This is a genomic window from Pedobacter sp. MR22-3 (assembly GCF_026240075.1).
GTDB lineage: Bacteria > Bacteroidota > Bacteroidia > Sphingobacteriales > Sphingobacteriaceae > Pedobacter.
The window spans coordinates 84219-104328 of the sequence record NZ_JAPIVF010000005.1 but is presented as its reverse complement, the minus strand read 5'-3'; the positions used below and the strand labels follow the sequence as shown (position 1 = coordinate 104328).

General features: G+C 42.4%; 3 protein-coding genes. All 3 read right to left on the bottom strand.

What is annotated here, in order from left to right; all coding sequences use genetic code 11:
- Positions 1-31 precede the first annotated feature (31 nt).
- From OQ267_RS13005 to OQ267_RS12995, 3 genes are read right to left on the bottom strand one after another with little or no spacing between them, the layout of a single operon-like run.
- Positions 32-3400 (bottom strand): amino acid adenylation domain-containing protein, encoded by a 3369-nt coding sequence (locus OQ267_RS13005; protein WP_265836251.1) that lies wholly within the window; start codon positions 3398-3400, stop codon positions 32-34.
- Positions 3401-3408: 8 nt separating this feature from the next.
- Positions 3409-12402, bottom strand: coding sequence for a non-ribosomal peptide synthetase/type I polyketide synthase (locus tag OQ267_RS13000; RefSeq protein WP_265836250.1), 8994 nt, complete (start codon positions 12400-12402; stop codon positions 3409-3411).
- Positions 12403-12406: 4 nt separating this feature from the next.
- Entirely contained in the window at positions 12407-20107 is a 7701-nt protein-coding gene (locus OQ267_RS12995) for a non-ribosomal peptide synthetase/type I polyketide synthase (RefSeq protein ID WP_265836249.1), read from the bottom strand.
- Positions 20108-20110: the final 3 nt, after the last annotated feature.

The following is a 20110-nucleotide window of genomic DNA, read 5'->3' as shown; positions in this document are numbered from 1 at the left end:
ATTGATATAAATAGCTTAAAGTACAAAAAACCTATTCAAAATCTTCAAGTATTCTGAGCGTTTCATTTGCTTCATCTACAGCCTGATCGATTTCTACTCTGGGATCATTTGCTGTAGTATCCTTATTTGCTATAAATTCGGCAATACTTGCAATAGACGGCAATTGAAACATCTGGACAATAGAAATAGAGCTACCGAATATGTTATTGAGTCTTTTAATGATACTCACCATATTTAGAGAATTTCCTCCAATTTCAAAGAAATTGGAATTAACACTGACATCATCTTTATTTATTTTTAACACCTCTGCCCAGATCTCCAGTATTTTTTCCTGCACATCATTAGATGGGCTTACAAAACCAGATGCAGAAAACAAGTCTGGCTCCGGTAATGCATTTTTATCTAGTTTTCCATTGGCAGTTATCGGTAATTGTTCCAAATGAATAAAATAAGGTGGAATCATGTAAGCCGGAAGCTGTTCCAACAGAAAATCCCTCAATACACTTTGTTCAATTTCCGTTTTACTCACATAATAAGCCAGTAAGGAATTTATCTGATTAATTTCTCTCGCAATAACTGCCACTTCCATGACCTGATGGTATTTTTGCAAACAGCTCCTGATCTCTTCTAATTCAATTCTATACCCACGGATTTTCACCTGAGAATCAATCCTTCCAAAGAATTCAATATTACCTTCTTTGTTCCACCTGGCCAGATCACCAGTTTTATAAATTCGCTCCGGATCAAATTCCTCCCAAATAACAAATTTATTATTAGTTTCCAGCTCATTTTTCACATACCCTTTGGCCAGTCCCACCCCGCCTATACATAATTCACCAACTGTACCAAGAGGCTGCAGTTTATGATGTTTATTTAAAATGTAAATGTTTTTATTGGCAATTGGTTTCCCAATATTATAATAATCGTCATTCTGACTGACCTTCATTTCCCGATAGGTTGTCCAAATGGAGTCCTCTGTTGGTCCATATAAATTATATACCTGAAAAGGCAATTCTTTTGTCATTGAAAAATTAAGCTGATCACCAGCAACATTAAGCACCTTTAAAGCACAATTCTCTTTGCTCCAGTCCATTTGTAGCAGTAATTCAGCCATTACCGTTGGCTGAAAACTTATTTCAATATTGTTTCTAACAATCCACTCTTTTATAGACTCAGCATCATACCGCAGGTAGTTCGGAGCGATATACAGAGTTCCTCCAAGCACCAGACTTGGCCATATCTCCCACTCGGCAGCATCAAAACAAAGATTTGCAGACTGACCAAATTTCAACCCCTCATTTACTTTAAATAGTTCTGTATAGAAAGAAAGCATATTCACAAGCCCTCTGTTTCTAATCTCTACTCCTTTAGGTGTTCCTGTTGTTCCGGATGTATATATGGTATATAAAAGACTGTCGCCATCGATATTTCTTTTGCCCCCCCCTAATAGAACAGGTTCAAGATATGCTCCGGAACATTTTAAGATCTGAACTTTTTGGTCTAAAAACTTCAATTCGTTGTTATTTTCCAATATATCCTGATGAACAATCAAAAGTTTCGAATCGCAATCGTTCAATATATAACTGATTCTGTTTATTGGTAGATCCAATGTGAGCGGAATATAGGAATTTCCACTTTTCAAAACGCCCAGAATTGCAACAATGATTTCTATTGACGGATTGAACAACAGACCAATATGCTGCCCCTTTTTGCCCTCCAATGCCTGGTTAATTTCTGCTGCAATGGCATCTGCTCTCTGGTTTAGCATGGCATAAGTGCAACTTTCGTCCTCAAAAACAATGGCCAGGTTATCGGGTATCTTTTCTGCTCTTTCTTCAAATAAATCTATAACTGTTTTATCTGTCGGATAAGCCATTGAAGTATCATTAAACGTCGTTAACAAGGCATATTTCTCCTCCTCAGAAAGGATGTCAATTTCTAAAAGCTGCTTTCGCCTGTCGGCGATAATTTCAGAAGCAATTTTCATGAAATAACCCGCATACTTTTCAATTGTCCCTGCCGTAAACAATGCGGTAGAGTAATCAATATTCAAATAGAACTTATTATCCAGCTCAGTAATCCTTACAGTAAGATCAAATTTTGCTTCCGACTGATTCAAAGGATAATTTTTTAATTTAAGCCCTGGAATTTCCAGATTTATTTCCTCAAAATTTTCATAAGAAAACACCACATCAAACAAAGGGTTCCGGCTTACATTACGAACAACTTTTAATTCATCCAAAAGAGATTCATAAGGGTAGGCCTGATTTTCAAAACCAGATAAAGTCCTCTTTTCCAACTCATGAAGATATTCAGAATAGATTTTCTGTCCTTCCGGATAGTTACGCAAAGGAAGTGTATTGACAAACATACCAATAATCCCATCCATATCAGCATGATATCGTCCAGACACAGGAACTCCGACTACAATATCTTCCTGATTACCTAACCGGCTTAACAAAATTGTATAAATGGAGAACATGATCATAAACATTGTTGTCTTTTCCGATTCAGCAATTCCCCTCAGTCCTCTTGTCATCTCTTCCCCGATTTCAAAACTCAGCGATGATCCCTCATTGGATTTCAACTTAGGCCTTATAAAATCATAAGGCATTTCTAGCACAGTGGGTAATTCTGAAAATTCCTCCAGCCAAAATCCTTTTTGGGCAAGCACAACTTTCTGTTGTTCCTCATTTTTTTGCCATTCCGCATAATCCTTATACTGTACCTGCAGAGCAGGTAAATCCTCATCATTGTAAAAAGACATAAAATCGCGGATCAAAATGCCTCTGGAAACACCATCAGTAATGATATGGTGCATATCAACTACAAGAATATGTTCTGTTGGACCAACGGATATCAGGCCAACACGAATTAAAGGATCTGTCTCCAGATCAAATGGGCGAACAAATTTATCCATGATTAATGAAATGCCAGACTCAGAACTAAAATACTCCAGCTGGAAATCCAAAGAATCTGCAATGATCTGAACGGGTCTGTCCTCTTCTATGACAAAATTTGTTCGAAGACTCTCATGTCGCTGTATAAGCTTAAAAAAGGTGTTTTCAATTTTGTCTTTGTCCAATTCTCCATATAGTATAACGGATTGAAATACATTATAAGTAGTAGAGTTTTTAGAAAGTTCATATAGAAAATACAATCTTTCCTGAGGAGCAGAAAGCACATAATATTTTCTTTTTTCCACTTTTGGAATATTGTTATTTATATGAACATAAGCCGATTTTAGTTTGATATATGAAATGATTTCATTTTTTCTCACCTTCAGTTCTTCCAGGATATCCCCACTATTAAAGTTTTTTGGAAAACTTAATTTAAGGTTATCACCCTCTAACTTAATATCGATGTTAAGGTCTTTTAGCTTCAACAGTAATTTTTCCATCTTTATTTTTATATAACAATATCCACTTTAGTTCCCTGATCAAGGTTCTCATCTCCATTCAACCAATCATTAAGATTAATATAATCAGACTGTTGCCTTATCAGATGATGTTCAAAAATATCTTTTAACGAGATGACAACATTGAATTTTTTTCTTATCGAATTAACCAGAGAAGTCGCTTTCAGAGAATGTCCACCAAGTTCAAAGAAGCTACTGTCTGAACCAATCACAGATTTATCAATCTTCAATATTTCAGCCCAGATCTCTGCCAATGCTTCTTCAGTTTCATTCATCAATCCCTGATGATGCTCAGTCTGATTGTATTCCGGCAAAGGAAGTGCTTCCCGGTCCAGCTTTCCATTAGAGGTTAGTGGAATGACAGACAAACGTATATAATGAGCCGGAACCATATAATCCGGTAATTTTTCCAGCAAATAACGCTTTAGTGCTCCCTTATCCAGCAACTCTTCTGACACATAATAGGCAATCAGCGAAAGGTCTTCCTGAGCACTGCCGGCAGCAATTACCGCCGTGCCACTGATCCCTTCATGTCCATATAAATGACTCTCTATCTCACCCAGCTCAATCCGGAATCCACGCAGTTGCACCTGTTGATCACTCCGTCCCATATATTCTATTCGCCCATCTGCAGTCACCCGCCCTAAATCTCCAGTACGGTAAAGACGACCCGAAGGACGGTACGGATCGGCCAGAAACTTCTCCCTGTTTAAGGAAGGACGATCAAGATAACCCCGAGATACCCCTTCTCCTCCTACGTATAACTCTCCGATCACTCCTTCGCCAACCGCATGCATACCGGTATCTAAAACATAAAGCAACACCGTAGGAATAGGAAAACCAATATCATTGATGTTCGCTGAAATCTCATGAGACGTAATTTCTTTACTCGTCACATGAACCGTCGTTTCCGTAATTCCATACATATTGATTAGTTTTACCTCTGGATACTGCTGATGCCAGTCCTTCAGTTTCCCAACACTCAGCGCCTCGCCTCCAAAAATTACATACCGGAGGCTTAGCGCTTTACTGTTGCTCCGCAACTCCTGATCCATCAAACTATAAAATGCGCTCGGGGTCTGGTTCAAAACCGTAACCTTTTCTGATTTCAGTACCTCCAGATAACTTTGGGTATCCATCGCCGTCATTTTAGGAATAATCACAAGCGTCCCACCAAACAGTAATGCACCATAGATCTCCCATACACTGAAATCAAAGCAGGGACTATGGAACATCGTCCAGACGTCACCTGGCCCGAAATCAAACAACCCTCCTTCATTAAAGAACAACCGGACGATGTTTTTATGCTCAACCATTACTCCTTTGGGATTACCCGTAGTACCTGAAGTATAAATGATATAACACAGGTCGGAAGGCTTGTTCAATACCTCTAAAACCACATCTGGTTCTGAAAAACTGTCCTCTATAAATAAAAGGTCTGCGCCCTCAACCGAATCCACTCCAAGTGAACGGCTTGTCAGCACCAGAGAGGTTCCGCTATCCTGAATGTAATAGGCCCGGCGTTCTGCAGGATACTCAATATCTATAGGCAGGTAGCAACCACCTGCCTTCAGAATCCCAAGCATTCCGGCAACTGTATGCAGAGAGCGGTCTGTCAGCAAACCGATCACCTGGTCGGAGACAACTCCACGTTTTCTCAACATATGGCCAATACCTGTAGACAAACGGTCCAACTCTGCATAGGTTAAAGATGTATCGTTAAAACGCAACGCGACCTGATCCGGTCTGGAAGCAGCCTGCTTACTGAAAAGTCCGATAATTGTCTCCTCTAAAGGATAGCCTATGCCTGTATGGTCAAATCTTCCCAAATGGGCCTCACGTTCCGAAGCCTCCAGCATCTCTATTGATGACAATGCTGCATCAGGGAAATGCAACAGATTTTTCAATAATTCAATATAGTGAGCTCCAAGCTTGTCTGCAGATGTTCTGTTAAAGTAATCCAAGTTAAAATGTAGCCTCCCTTTAAACTGATTATCCGCTCTGAACATAAGCAGGTTTAAATCATATTTACCATAACCATAATTATTTCTGCGAACCTTTATTTTCAGGTTTTTATCCAGATAAGTAAACGGGATATGTTCTTCATATTGATAAAGTACGTCAAACAATGCAGTCCTGCTCATATCTTTTGCAGGAGCAAGCTCTTTTACTAATTTATCAAATGGCATTGCCCCATACTTTATTCCATCTCCATAAGTTTTGGTCAAGGCAAGTGCATACTCCCTGAAACTCATATCATCATTGATAAAACTCCGCAAAACAATCAGGTTAGATATGGGGCCGATTACATCTTTTAAAGCTTCGTGTTCCCGGTTGTCTGTGCTTGTACCTATGATAATTTCCTCTTGTCCTGAATATTTTTGTAATAAAATTTTAAAAGCTGCCATTAGCAACAGATCTACCGAAAGCCCACATTCAAGGCTATAATCCAATAACTTCTGAGTGATACTTTCAGATAGTTTAATCTCCGTTTCTCCTGCTCTATAAATATGAACAGGTTTTCTTGGGCGATCTGTCGGAAGTTCTAAAGCTTTCAGTTTACCTTTCAATTGTACTTTCCAATAAGAAAGCAAGTAAGGCTCGAGCTCTGAGAATGAATCCTTTTGCCATACAGAAAAATCCCCGTATGTTACTGCCGGTATATTCTTCTTTACCGAATCCCCGGTTGTTGCTAAGCAATATCTGGATAGGATCTCTTCAGATAAAACATTTACTGAATAACGATCTGTAACCGAATGATGAAAAACCAATAACAATACATATTTTTCCTCACCATAATTCAACAAAGTACCCCGAAGTAACAATTGATCCAACTCAAATGAAGTATTCATCTCCTCATCTATTATCGTTGTCAGCTCAACAGAGTTTACCTTCAGATGATTCAAACTGAAATCTAAACTTTCTCTTATTTCCTGATATGGAATTTCATATGCACTGACGATACTTGTTCGAAGAACAGCATGTTGTTGGATACTATCCAAAATACTCTTCTCCAGTTCTGATACGTTCAAAATCCCATCCAATTCAATTATTAAAGGTATGTTATGATAAACAGGCCCTGCAGGATACAAATAACCTGACTCGAATTTATCAATAAACCATAATCGCTCCTGATGATAAGAAGTAGGAAATCTAAAACCAGTCTCTTCATTGAACTTTCTCTTTAGCTGATCATATACCTGATCCTGCTCTTGTTTTCCCACAATTTCTATTGATGACAATGCTGCATCCGAAGTACTCAGAACCGAGCTCAGAATATGTTTAAAATAACGGATAAAACGCTCAATAGTTCCGGCAGTAAACAATTCGGTAGAGTATTCAAAACTCAGCTCCATCCCATCCGTCATCTCTGTTGCCCATAAGGTCAGGTCAAATCTGGAAGGACCTTGTTGATGTGGGTATGCCTCTACTTTAAGTTCTCCTTCCGCACGCTCTGGTTTTTCATAATTTCGATGTACAAACACGGCATCAAACAAAGGGTTACGGTTAGGAGACCGTACTACCTTAAGCTCCTCCACCAATTCCTCCAACTGATAATCCTGGTTATCAAAACATGTAACCGCACGGCTTTTCACCTCCTGTAAAAACTCCCGGAAGCTCAGCTCAGGATTCAAGCTGTTCCGCAAGGGAAGCACATTTATAAACATCCCGACAATATTTTCCAGACTGCCATGCACACGCCCTGCAACCGGAACTCCAACCACAATCTCATCCTGTCCACTCAATCTAGACAATAGAATATTGTATACCGACAACAGGAACATAAATACTGAAGCCCCCTCATCCTCTGCCAATTGTTTTAAAGCAAGTGTCTGTGCCCTGTCAATGGTAAAAACTGATGTCGATCCGGCATAACTGCGTTCCAAAGGACGGCTGTAATCAGCCGGTAGTTCCAGCACAGGAACCCCACCTGAAAACTCTTTCAGCCAGAATAACCGCTGACCAGAGATCAGCGACTGTTGATGATCACCCTGTTGCCATTCTGCATAATCACGGTAACGAAGCACAGGAGTACTAAGGCGATCTCCATGATACAGGGACATGAAATCCCTGATCAGAATGCCATGAGAGGCCCCATCAGCAACAATATGGTGAAGGTCGATCATCATCAGGTGTTTATCTTCAGCACATTCTACAATCCCAACCCGGTATAAAGGCGCTGCTGACAAATCAAACGGACGGACAAATGCAGAGATACATAACTGTACCTGCGAATCAGCACACTGATAATGCTCCAGATGGAAATCAAACTCTTCCAGAATCAACTGACGCAGCTCACCTTCCACAATAACAAAACCGGTACGAAGGCTCTCATGCTGAACTATCAGACCCCTGAAAGTATCCTCAAGCTTCTCTTTATCCACCTGACCATGTAACCAGAACAATTGCGTCTCATTATATAAAGTGCTGTCTCCCTCCAGCTGCTGCAGAAAATACATCCTTTGCTGGGCAGAAGACAATACATAACTCTCCTGATCTTCAACCCGCGGGATATGAACCGCAACTCCATGGCTGCTTACCAGCTCCTGAGCCAGCTGCCTGATATCAGGACAACGGTAAAGGTCACCAATAGTCAGCTGACAACCCATCTCCTGATTGATCCGTCCAATCAATGTCATTCCCTTTAAGGAATCTCCCCCAAGCTCAAAAAAATTATCGTTGCTGCCTATACCCGATTTACCGAAAAAATGTCCGAAGATCTGACCCAGTCTTTCCTCGATGCTATCCCCGCTAAAAGCCGTACCTGCATCCACCTCTCCAAGACTTGCCTTTCTACGCTCATAAGCGTCGCGATGAGCTATGACCGCTTCCTCCAGGTTATCTTTATAAACCGTAAACACAGAAGGCTTATGCGAAAGGCAGCTATAGAATACCTCAAGCCCCTCATCCGGATAAACTCCCGTATGGATATAACTGTTTAACTTTAGAACATCCGCTCCGGGATATTGACGCTGCAACGTTTTTACCGTCATACCCACATCATACCAGTCACACCAGTTTATCGTAAAAACATGCCCCTTAAAACGGCTACGCGCATAAACAGCATAACTCTCCATAAATTCATTCGCCGCATTATAACCAACCTGACCAAACTTAGACTGGTAAAAGACATTCCCGATCGATGAGAAAAGACTGATAAAGTCCATCGATCCGAAATCCAGATATTGCTCAAATAACAACACCCCATCTACCTTGGAGGAAATATAACGGCGGAAATCTTCTTCCTTCCGGTTAAGGACAATCCCTCCGTAATCTATCTCACCTGCGGCCCAGATCAGGCCGTTAACAGAGCCATAAACAGACATAACCGAATCCGAAAAAGCAGCTACCTCAGACTCAGCACTCACGTCAACCTGATAAAGATCGATACGACCGCCACCGGACTCCAGCTCACGAAGCCTCACGATACGCGCGCTGGTCTGGTCATCGCCGTCATGAGTGGAAAGCCACTTGTCCCAGTCTTCACGTCCAGGGAAAAATGAACGGTGAACCAGGATCACAACAGCCTGGTGATCTTCAACAAGACTACGGCATAAACGAAAGCCCATTCCTCCAAATCCACCCGTTACAATATAAGTCCCTTTTTCTTTAACTGAGGCAGAGGAATGAAGCCGCTGATCAGGATTTAAACCCTGATAAACAGGAATCCACCGCTCTTTATAACGGTAAGCCACATAAGGCCGTTCTGTTTCATAAAATAATTCATTTACAATCAGGGAATGATAACACGCCGCTTCAGCAGAAGAACTAAAAGGATAGGGAATATCAATCAGCTTACAACTCATCTGATGCACCTCCGATGGAAGCACCTTAACCGCACCTAACAACGTTGATTTTAATGGGTTAACCTCATCCCCTTCCAGCACCCGGGCAAGATGGTTCCCAAGAACCGTAACCCCAACATGCGCTGTCTGGCGCAGACCTGAAAGTGATTTCCCCAAACGGCATAAACCCAGGTAACCTGGCTCCAGGCTTGCAGACAAAGAGCCGGGATCAATATCGCCCACACCCACACTCAGTGCAGGACAATAGATCACCTGATCGACAACGGTCCCATTGGAACCCAGCAATCCCCACAGCTCATCCACGGTATCCAGCCTTCCTTCAATCACCTGCTGTCCATGAGCAATCAGGTACTCCTTCAGACCGCTGCCAAACCCTGCCTCATCAGAAAACAGCACATAAGTCTGTTGCTCCTGCAATTCAAAAGCCTCGTTTGGACTCTCCGAACGATGCCAGCCCGAAACATGAAGCAGAGAACCCTTCTTCTCTTCCACACGCGAAGAAAACACTCCCAAAGAATCCTGAAGCAATTTCCGTGAATCCACATTTGCCGTATAACGGGTCTGATCAAAACAATAACCCGGAACGGAAATCCGGCCACGGGACTCATCTAAATAATAATTGTCCCACTGAAAACGGGCACCTTTAAGCCATAACAAGCCCAGCTTACCAGTCAGGTAAGCATCATCAGCAACCTGTTGGCCAGCCTGACGCACAAGATTCACCAAATGATGGCTACTGTCCAGCAAATCATTATCCTGCAGATAATTGCACAGGCTACGCCCTGCACCTACTTCTATTAATAAAGCTCCTCCTTCTTTCAACAAGCGGGATGCCCCACCCAAAAAATTCACCGGCTCCCGCAAATGGGAACTCCAGTAACCAGGCTGACGTAACTCCTCATAACTCACCAGCTCGCCACTTACATTGGAAACATAAGGGATAACAGGAGCATGAATAGTAACCCCGGAAAACTCCTGTTCAAAACGCAACAGGATATCTGACATCATCGAACTATGAAATGCATGAGAAGTATGCAGGGGCTTACAGGAATGACCGTGTGCTGATAGCCAATCACCAAAAGCATCCACAACATCATGCTCTCCTCCAACCACAACCGAGCCCGGACTATTGATCACCGAAAGCTCTACTCCCGGATGTGCCGACAGTAAAGGTCTTAATGAGGCTACGCTCATCGAAACGCTCAGCATACGGCCCCCTCTCACACTTCCCATCAGTTCACCACGCCGGATCACCAAACGAAGGGCATCCGATAAACTGAAAACACCACTGAGGCAAGCAGCAACATATTCCCCGATGCTGTGACCAATCATATAATCAGGACGAAGGCCCCAGGAAATCAAAAGCTGGGACAACGAATATTCTACCATAAATAACAAGGGCTGAGCATATTCGGTACGGTTGATGTCTATTCCTTCTGCTGTGCCAAAAAGTGCCTCACCAAAATCAAGAGCGGAGTAAGCGGACGAAATCGACAGGCATTCATCCAGCTTTTCCCGGAAGATACGCTCCTTTTGATAGAGTCCCCGGCACATATGCCGGTATTGGGAACCCTGTCCGGGAAACATGAAAACAATATGCTGAAGGGACTCCTCTGTCTCCGAACCCTGATAAACAGCTCCCGCTGTGTCCAGCAGGTCAATCGCATGGGCATTGTCACGGCAAACCAACACCTTACGGTAGGGAAAACGTGCCCGACCCTGCTGAAGGGTATAGCAAACATCAGCCAGAGAAACCTCTTTATTATCCTTTAAATAATCCGACAGCCGGTGGCAATAACGATCCAGACTGGAAGCACTTTTTGCTGATAAAACCAGCAGATGATGATCACGTCCGGCAGCTGCAGATTTCAAATCAGGGGCCTCTTCCAATACCAGATGGGCATTGGTTCCCCCAATCCCAAAGGAACTCACTCCTGCACGCAAACGACCTCCGGAATGCTTCCATTCCTGAAGCGAGCGGTTCACATAAAAAGGTCCAGAAGCAAAATCTATACGTGGATTGGCATTCCTGTAATGCAGACTTGCAGGAAGAATTCTATGTTTCAGGGATAAAACCGTTTTGATAAAACCAACAACTCCGGCTGCCGCATCCAGATGCCCGATATTGGACTTCGCAGATCCGATTGCACAGCTTTCCGCAAGCCTTCCGGACTTCCCAAAAACCTCATTCAGGGCAGCAATCTCTATCGGATCGCCCAATTCGGTTCCTGTTCCATGAGCCTCAACATAACTGATGCTGTCTGCGCTGACTCCGGCCATCCGGTGGGCTTTACGGATGGCTTCGGCCTGGCCTTTCACGCTTGGAGCTGTATATCCGGCTTTGGCATTCCCATCGTTGTTGATCCCTGTTCCCTTAACCACCGCATAGATATGATCCCTGTCACGAAGGGCATCCTGAAGCTTTTTCAGCACCACCACACCAGCACCCTCACCCCCAACAGTACCACTGGAATCGGCATCAAACGGACGACATTTCCCATCACGGGAAAGAATCATTCCCGTCTGATAAACATATCCCCGGCGGGAATAATTACTGATAGAAACACCTCCGGCTAGCGCCATGCTACATTCACCTAATAATAAACTATTGCAAGCCTGATGGATGGCAACAAGTGAGGAGGAACAGGCAGTTTGTAGAAAAATGGAGGGGCCTTTCAGGTTAAATTTATAAGAGATCATTGTACTTAAAAAACTGATCTCCCTTAGATGGGAAGCTGTAAATTCATTTACTAAACCGTCCTTGTTCTTTGAAAAAGAATGGATGGCCCAATTGGTACTGGGTGACGCAGATGCAAACAATCCTATTTTATCTTTATAGTCAGCCGGATTATATCCACTGTCCTCAAGCGCCTGCCAGCAACATTCATGGTAAAGGCGGATCTGCGGGTCCATCAGCTCCGCCTCATCAGGACGGTAGCCAAAAAAATCATTGTCAAAATGTTCTTTATTCTCCAGGTATGCCCGGGCAGGCACGTAGGATGGGTTTTTTAACAAAGCTTCCGATTCCCCCTCTTTCAGCGCTTCAGAAAGATCAAAAGTACTGATACAGTCCTTCCCTTCTTTTAAGTGTGCCCAAAATTCGCTGATATTATCTGCCTTAGGAAACTTGCCTGACATCCCTATTACTGCAATCTCGAAACCGGTGTATTTGTCCATATTATTATTCGTTGATATTATTATATAAGCCTAACATATTATTCATATTCTCTGGTTCATCAGCGACAATGTCCTCATCCTTGAAAACATTGCCGGAATTTATAAGGTTCGTTATAGCAGAAATCATCGGAAAGTTGAACATCTCAACTACTGATATGCTGGCATTAAATTTTTCATTAATCTTATTCACCATAGTAATGATGCCCAGGGAATTTCCACCGAGATCAAAGAAATTCATATTTATTCCAATACGGTCTTTATCCATATGAAGGATTTCTGACCATATTTGAAGGATTTCCTTTTGAATCGTGTTTACAGGTCTGACAATATCCATTTCCAGGTTTAGTCCTGGTTCCGGTAAAGCTTTCCTATCCAGTTTCCCATTAGAAGTAACCGGGATTTGCTGCAGATGAACATAGTATACCGGAATCATATATTCGGGTAAACTGGCAGACAGGTGACTTCTTAATTCTGAAGTACCAATTTCAAAATCCGATAAATAATACGCTACTAAAAACTGTTCTCCGGCGCGTTCCTTAACCAATACAACCGATTCCTTGATCTTATCCATGGCCGACAGTTGATATTCGATCTCGCCTGTTTCAATTCTGAAACCCCGGATCTTAACCTGATTATCAGTTCTTCCATGATATTCAATATTGCCATCAGGAAGTCTCTTTGCCAAATCGCCCGTCTTATATAGCCTGCCTAAATTATAAGAGGAAATAAGAATGAACTTTTCACTGGTCAATTGCTCATTATGCAAATACCCCATTGCCAATCCAGTTCCTCCAATACATAATTCTCCAATAACACCGTTTGGCACAAAGCGATTCTGTTTATCCAAAATATGCAATGAAATATTATCTATCGGTTTTCCAATAGGGATTATACTCAGTTCCGGATTCTCGAATAAACATTCATAATAAGAGACATCAATAGTCGCTTCTGTGGGTCCGTAAAGATTAATCAGTCTGACAGAAAGATGATGATTCAAGGTCTCCTTGAAAAGGTTTACCTGTTTTACTTTTAACGCCTCTCCACTTGAAAAAACATATCTTAAAGCAGACAAAGAACGATATTCAAAGTCTGGTTTTATATTAGATAGAAATGCATCCAGCATAGATGGCACAAAATGCATGACGGTAACCCCATGTGTATCTATTGCCTTCACCATTTCCTGCGGATCTTTTTCGGCTTTAGGTTTTAAAAGGCAAACCGATGCCCCAACTACAGACCACCAGAGCAGTTCCCAGACAGAGACATCAAATGAATATGGAGTTTTTTGCAGAATGACATCTTTTTCGGTTAAAGGATATTCCTTTTGCATCCAGTGGATCCTATTCACTAGTGCAGTATGACTGATCATTACCCCTTTAGGCTTTCCGGTAGAACCGGATGTATAAATGACATAGGCAAGGGAATTGACATCAGCTTTATAAATAAACTTTTCCTCAGGCACTTTCCTCGTCTCATATATTAACACATCTGCATCCAGCAAGCCTGGAAACAGATTCAGTGGTTCTTTTACAAAAGCAGGGCGCGAAATCAAAGTCTTCATCTGCGAATCAGAAATTATGGTCTGAATTCTATCCGATGGATAAGCGGTATCTATTGGAATATAGGCCGCGCCGACTTTGAGAATTCCCATGATAAATGGAATCAGGTACAGTTCACGTTCTAACATCAAGCCTACAAAATCTCCTGCCTTGACTCCTTGCTGATGATACAGGTAATGAGCAATACGATCAGTTTCTTCCTGCAATTGACGATAAGTTAGTTGCTGATCTTCAAAGACAATTGCAACATAATCCGGATTTTTTAAAACCTGTTCCTCGAACAAATCGATCATCGTCTTATCCTGCGGATAATCTGCTAATGTATCATTGAATGTAATTAATAATTCATCCTGTTCTTCCTGAGATAACATTTCAATTTCTGAAAGGCATTTCTCAGGATTTGCTATGATCCCAGAAACAATATTTTTAAAATAATCAATAAAGCGCGTAATCGTCTTCTCTGCGAATAATTCGGTAGAATATTCCAGGGTTAAATACAATTTATCATTCTTCTCATTAACCATGAGCGTTAGATCAAATTTAGATATAGGATGGTTGAGAGAATGGCTTTTTAATTGTAAGCCTGGAATCTGTAGATCTATACTCTCAAAATTCTCATAAGAAAACATTACGTCAAACAATGGGTTATGGCTTAAATCACGAACCACCTTAAGTTCGTCCAACAGTGATTCATAAGGATAAGACTGATGATCGAAGCTAGACAAAGTTCTTGATTTTAATTCCTGAAGGTATTCACGGTAAACCTTTTCTCCCGAAGGATAGTTACGCAAAGGAAGGGTATTGATAAACATTCCCATCATCATCTCCAGCTCAGCATGAGGACGACCAGATACGGGAACGCCAACTACAATATCTTCCTGATTACCAAGCTTACTGAGTAATATGGTATAGGCTGATAACATCACCATAAATAAGGTTACTTTTTCAGATTCAGCAAAACTTTTCAAGCTTGCAGTCAGAGGTTCATTAATTTCAAAACGGATAGAATTTCCTGTATTGTTTTTCACCATTGGGCGGCTAAAATCATAAGGCAACTCCAGGGCTGAAAATGGTTCTGAAAACTCTGCCAGCCAAAAATCTTTTTGAACCAAGATTTCATTTTTTTGCGTTTCACCTTGTTGCCACTCTGAATAATCCTTATACTGAAGCCGTAAATCAGGCAGATGCTCTTGATTGTACAATGCCATAAAATCCCGAATCAGAATACCACTGGAAACACCGTCTGTAATAATATGATGGATGTCCATCATCAGAATATGATCTTCCTCAGCAATTGAAATCAATCCCGCCCTCAATAAAGGTCCGCAGGATACATCAAACGGACGGATAAATCCTTTCATAATCGCAGGCACAGCATCTTGCTGAGCTATAAAATACTCCAGATTGAAATCAGGCGACTCGGATATCACCTGAACAGGTTCCCCCTCCTGCATAATGAAACTGGTGCGAAGATTTTCATGCCTTTCAATAAGTTTTAAGAAAACTTCTTCTATTCTGGATTTGTCAATGGTACCTTTTAACGCTACTGACTGGGGTAGGTTGTAGGCAATTGATTTTCTATCAAATTCATAAAGAAAATATAAACGTCTTTGCGCTGCAGTAAGCTTATAATAAGGTTTAAAAATTGCAGGGGAAATATTATGGTATGGTTCAACATCGGTTTTTTTATTCTCGTCCTCTGTTGAAACCAGGTATTTCCCAAGTTCCGATATCGTTGGATAGTTAAAAAATGTCTTAACAGATAAGTTTATATTAAACTCCTGATGAATCCGTCCAATTACGGTTAATGCTTTTAAAGAGTCACCTCCAATCTCAAAAAAGTTATCTTTTATTGTAACTCCTGTTTTCCCAAAGAATGTTTCCCATATATTGATTAGCTTTATTTCAATTTGATTAATTGGACTAAGTTTTGAATATATTGATAATTTTTGTCCCTTAGGAATAGTGGTTATACTCTTTTCAGTTGTCTCTTTTAAATGGCAATCATATACCCATTTTTCCATTCTCTCATTTAAAGGAGTTGTGGAAACCACAACCTGGTGTAGCCCCGTTCTCCATGCAGCCTCAAGTGTATCCAGCAGTTCTGATCTGCTGATTGACAAACCTTGATCGTTTTCTAAGTCTATTCCATCTAGGTTTACACTCAGCCAGTTTTTCAGTTCTCCTTTTGATTGACCGACATTTACATAATAATCCATAAAGGCATTCGCCGGACCATAAGCGCCAAAACCAATCCCACCTAAAACTGCAGATAATGAAGATGTGAGCAGACAAAAGTCCAGAGACTTATCCCCAAATACTTTAGCCAGTACCTGCACTCCCTTTATCTTGGGCCCGAACTGTTGCTCATAATCCGACCCTACCAGATCACTGGCAGCATTGATCGAACTTCCACCGATAATACCTGCAGCATGAATCACACCACTGATCGGCCCAAACCCATCCTCCACCTGGCGCACAACCGCTTCAAAAGCATTAAGGTCGCATATGTCACAAGGCAAGTACAGCACATCACCCTTTTGCTCCAATTCTTCAAGCCTGGTCAGCTTTTCAGCTATACCGGAAGCACCGCTCTCGGAAAGGATGGATGGCCAGCTCTCCCGATCAGGCAACACCGTACGCCCGACCAGAACAATTCTGCAGTTCCGCTTCTGAAGCAACTCAAGCCCCAGACCGGCACCCAAACCTCCCAAACCTCCCGTGATCAGGTAAACAGCTCCCGCCTTAAAGACTTCCTCCGGACCCCTGGCCAGGGGCACCCGGTCGTAAAATTGCTCCCAACGGCGGCCATGACGCAACGAAACAACCTTACCGCTTTCAATACCTTGTGTCTCTGCATATAATGAAGTCAATAAAGATTCACCTCTATCCTTCATATTAAAGTCGATATGGCTACTTTTCAATCCGGGAGATTCCTGAGAAAGAACTTTCAACAGGGTCGGAGATAACGATTTCAATGCAGCCCCATCCAAAGGATCAAGGACCTCATGAAGCCCATCGGTAATCAGAACCAACTCTTTAACCGACACTTTATGGTAACCCTGTAGGACCTTCCACATCTCTACTAGGCTATAAAAATAATCACTGCTCATTTCCGTATTATCACTACCGACAGTACCTATTCCCCAGCCGTGGATCAAACGGGCAGGGAACAGCCCCCCTTCGTTCAGACTTTGAACCAGTTTCACATAATCCCCCGAGGATGCGGACCGGAGTTCAAAACGGAAACCGTCATACTCTTTATAATCTGCTCCGGAATACACCAGAATAACCTCATGCCCATCTCGTTTATAAATAGCGGCAAGTTCTTCGCACACACCCTGATCATCAGCTAAGATCAATACGGTATGCTTTTCCCAAGCTGCACGATCTTCTTTGGGAAGGGAAAGTTTCCAGCCAGGACGGTAAAGCCATTCCGTAATCTGCTTATGTTTCTCTACTTTCTTTTCATGCATCATTTCAGAAATCATCTTAAAGGAGTTTACATGCACCGGATAGCGGTGTTTATCAAATGCATAACCCGGAAGAGACACCCGTTTGCGTTTTTCCCCGGAATAATACCCTTGCCAGTCCACGCACAATCCCCACTCCCACAACCGCCCCATGCCCTCCAGTAAATGACCCAGTGAGCTCCGCCCTGAACCCATGTTGTCTGACAGGCTAACGACCTTATGGCGGTCTGCATTATGCATATTATTTGACCGCACCAGCATGCCCAGCGATTTTCCAGGCCCGACTTCAACCAAAACGCAATCCTTATCCGCCAGGATGCCCTCTATACCCATAGAGAAATTTACGGTCTCACGCAAGTGCCTTACCCAGTACCCTGGATGGCCAACCTCCTGGTCATTCACTACCCTGCCCGTTAGGTTGGAAATAAACGGCTCCGTAAGTGTGTGATATTTCACAGCCCCAGCTGCCACTCCAAATTCATCCAGAACCGTATCCATCATATGGGAATGGAAAGCATGCGAGGTCCGGAGCAACCTGCTCCTGTAACCCAAAGTTTCCAATTCCTGCCGAAAACTATCAATTACATCCATACCACCCGAAACCACACAGAGCTCACTGCTGTTCACAGCTGCCAGGCTTAGCCCAGGCCGGCTTTTTAGCAATAACATCAGTGACCCGGAAGAAATAGAAATACTTAACATTGCACCAGCTGCTACTTTTTGCATTAGCTCTCCCCGTTTGATAACCAATGACAAGGTATCTTCCAAACTAAACAGACCACTCAGACAGGCTGCTACATATTCCCCGATGCTGTGCCCGATCATCAGGTCGGGCTGAATGCCCCATTGCTTCAGCAACTGTACCAGTGCATATTCTATCACAAATAAAGCTGGCTGGGTATATTCGGTCTGATCAAGAAGTTTTGCTAAGGAACTCTCTTCCTGATCCGGAAAAATAACAGAACGCAGATCCTTCCCGCTCTGGGCATGAACGATCGCAAAGCAATTGTCGGCAGCTTCCCGGAATACAGATTCCTGCTCGTAAAGCTCCCGGCACATATTAACATATTGGGAACCCTGCCCCGAAAACATAAAAACAATGCTCGGCTTCCATTTTTCCCCTAATTGGGAAAAACCGGAAGCCACGCCGGAAGACAGGCCGGCAAGGGCCTCCTCCAGGTTCCTGCAAACTACTGATTTGCGGAAACCAAATGATGAACGCCCTACCTGAAGCGTATATGCAACATCAGCAAGCAGTAAATCCGGGTGCTTCTCCAAATAAGTCTTCAACCGAGAAAGATTACCTGCAAGAGCACTGGAGGTCTTTGCAGAAACCGGTAAAAGAAAACTTTCCCGCCCCGGAGAACCCGGCTCCTCAGCGGGTGCTTCTTCCAGGATCATGTGCGCATTGGTACCTCCGATCCCGAATGAACTCACGCCGGCGCGTAAAGGATAACCCGCATGATTCCAGTCCCGTAATTCCGTATTCACATAAAATGGGCTTTGATCAAAATCTATTTTAGGATTTGCAACACTGTAATGTAGGCTTGGAGGAAGCTGACGGTGCTTTAGCGAAAGCACAGTTTTGATCAGTCCAGCTACACCGGCCGCCGCATCAAGGTGACCGATATTTGTCTTTACAGATCCCAAGGCACAATACGCAACATCGCTCTTCCCAAAGGCAAGGTTCAACGCCTCAACCTCAATGGGATCCCCAAGGATAGTCCCTGTACCATGAGCCTCAACATAACTGATGCTGGAAGAATCTACTTTTGCCATATTAATCGCCTTTAATATGGTTTTATACTGTCCGTCTACACCAGGTGCAGTGTAAGACATTTTTTCATTCCCATCATTGTTAACCGCAGACCCTTTAATAACTGCATGTATACAATCTCCATCTTTAATCGCATCGGCAAGTCTTTTTAAAACAACAGTACCTACGCCTTCACCAATCACAGTCCCACCTGCGTTTTTATCAAAAGCTCTGCAATACCCATCCGGCGAGCTAATCATTCCTTCCTGATACAGGTAACCTTTCTTCGAGTAGTTATTAATGCTTACTCCACCCGCCACTGCCATGCTACATTCTCTCATCAAAAGACTTAGACATGCCCTTTGGATTGCCACCAATGAAGTTGAACAAGCAGTATTTATATAAATTGAAGGTCCTTGTAAATTCAATAGATAAGATATCCTGGAACACATGAAAGTGCTATCGCTTAGCTGAGAGGCTGTAAAAGAGTTAACAAGACCAGCAACATTTTTTAAATGAGAATATACTCCCCAATTGATATTCGAACCAGCTCCTGCAAAAAGGCCTACCTTTAGGTCAAGTATAGAAACGTCATATCCTGCATCTTCAATTGCGTTCCATACACATTCGTGAAAAACCCGCATTTGAGGATTCATCAAACCAGCTTCATCTGGTGTGTAGCCAAAAAAATCGGCATCAAAACAATCCTTATTTGAGATGTAGGCATTTGCCTTTACATAATTAGGGTGACTAACTATAGAGGATGATTCATCCTCTATCTCCTCTTCAGAAAATTTCGATATTGAATCTTTACCTTCAGCGAGATTGTTCCATAAAGTCTGGATATTTTCGGCACCAGGAAATACACCCGACATTCCTATAATTGCGATCTCTAAACCACTATACTGATTCTTCATCTT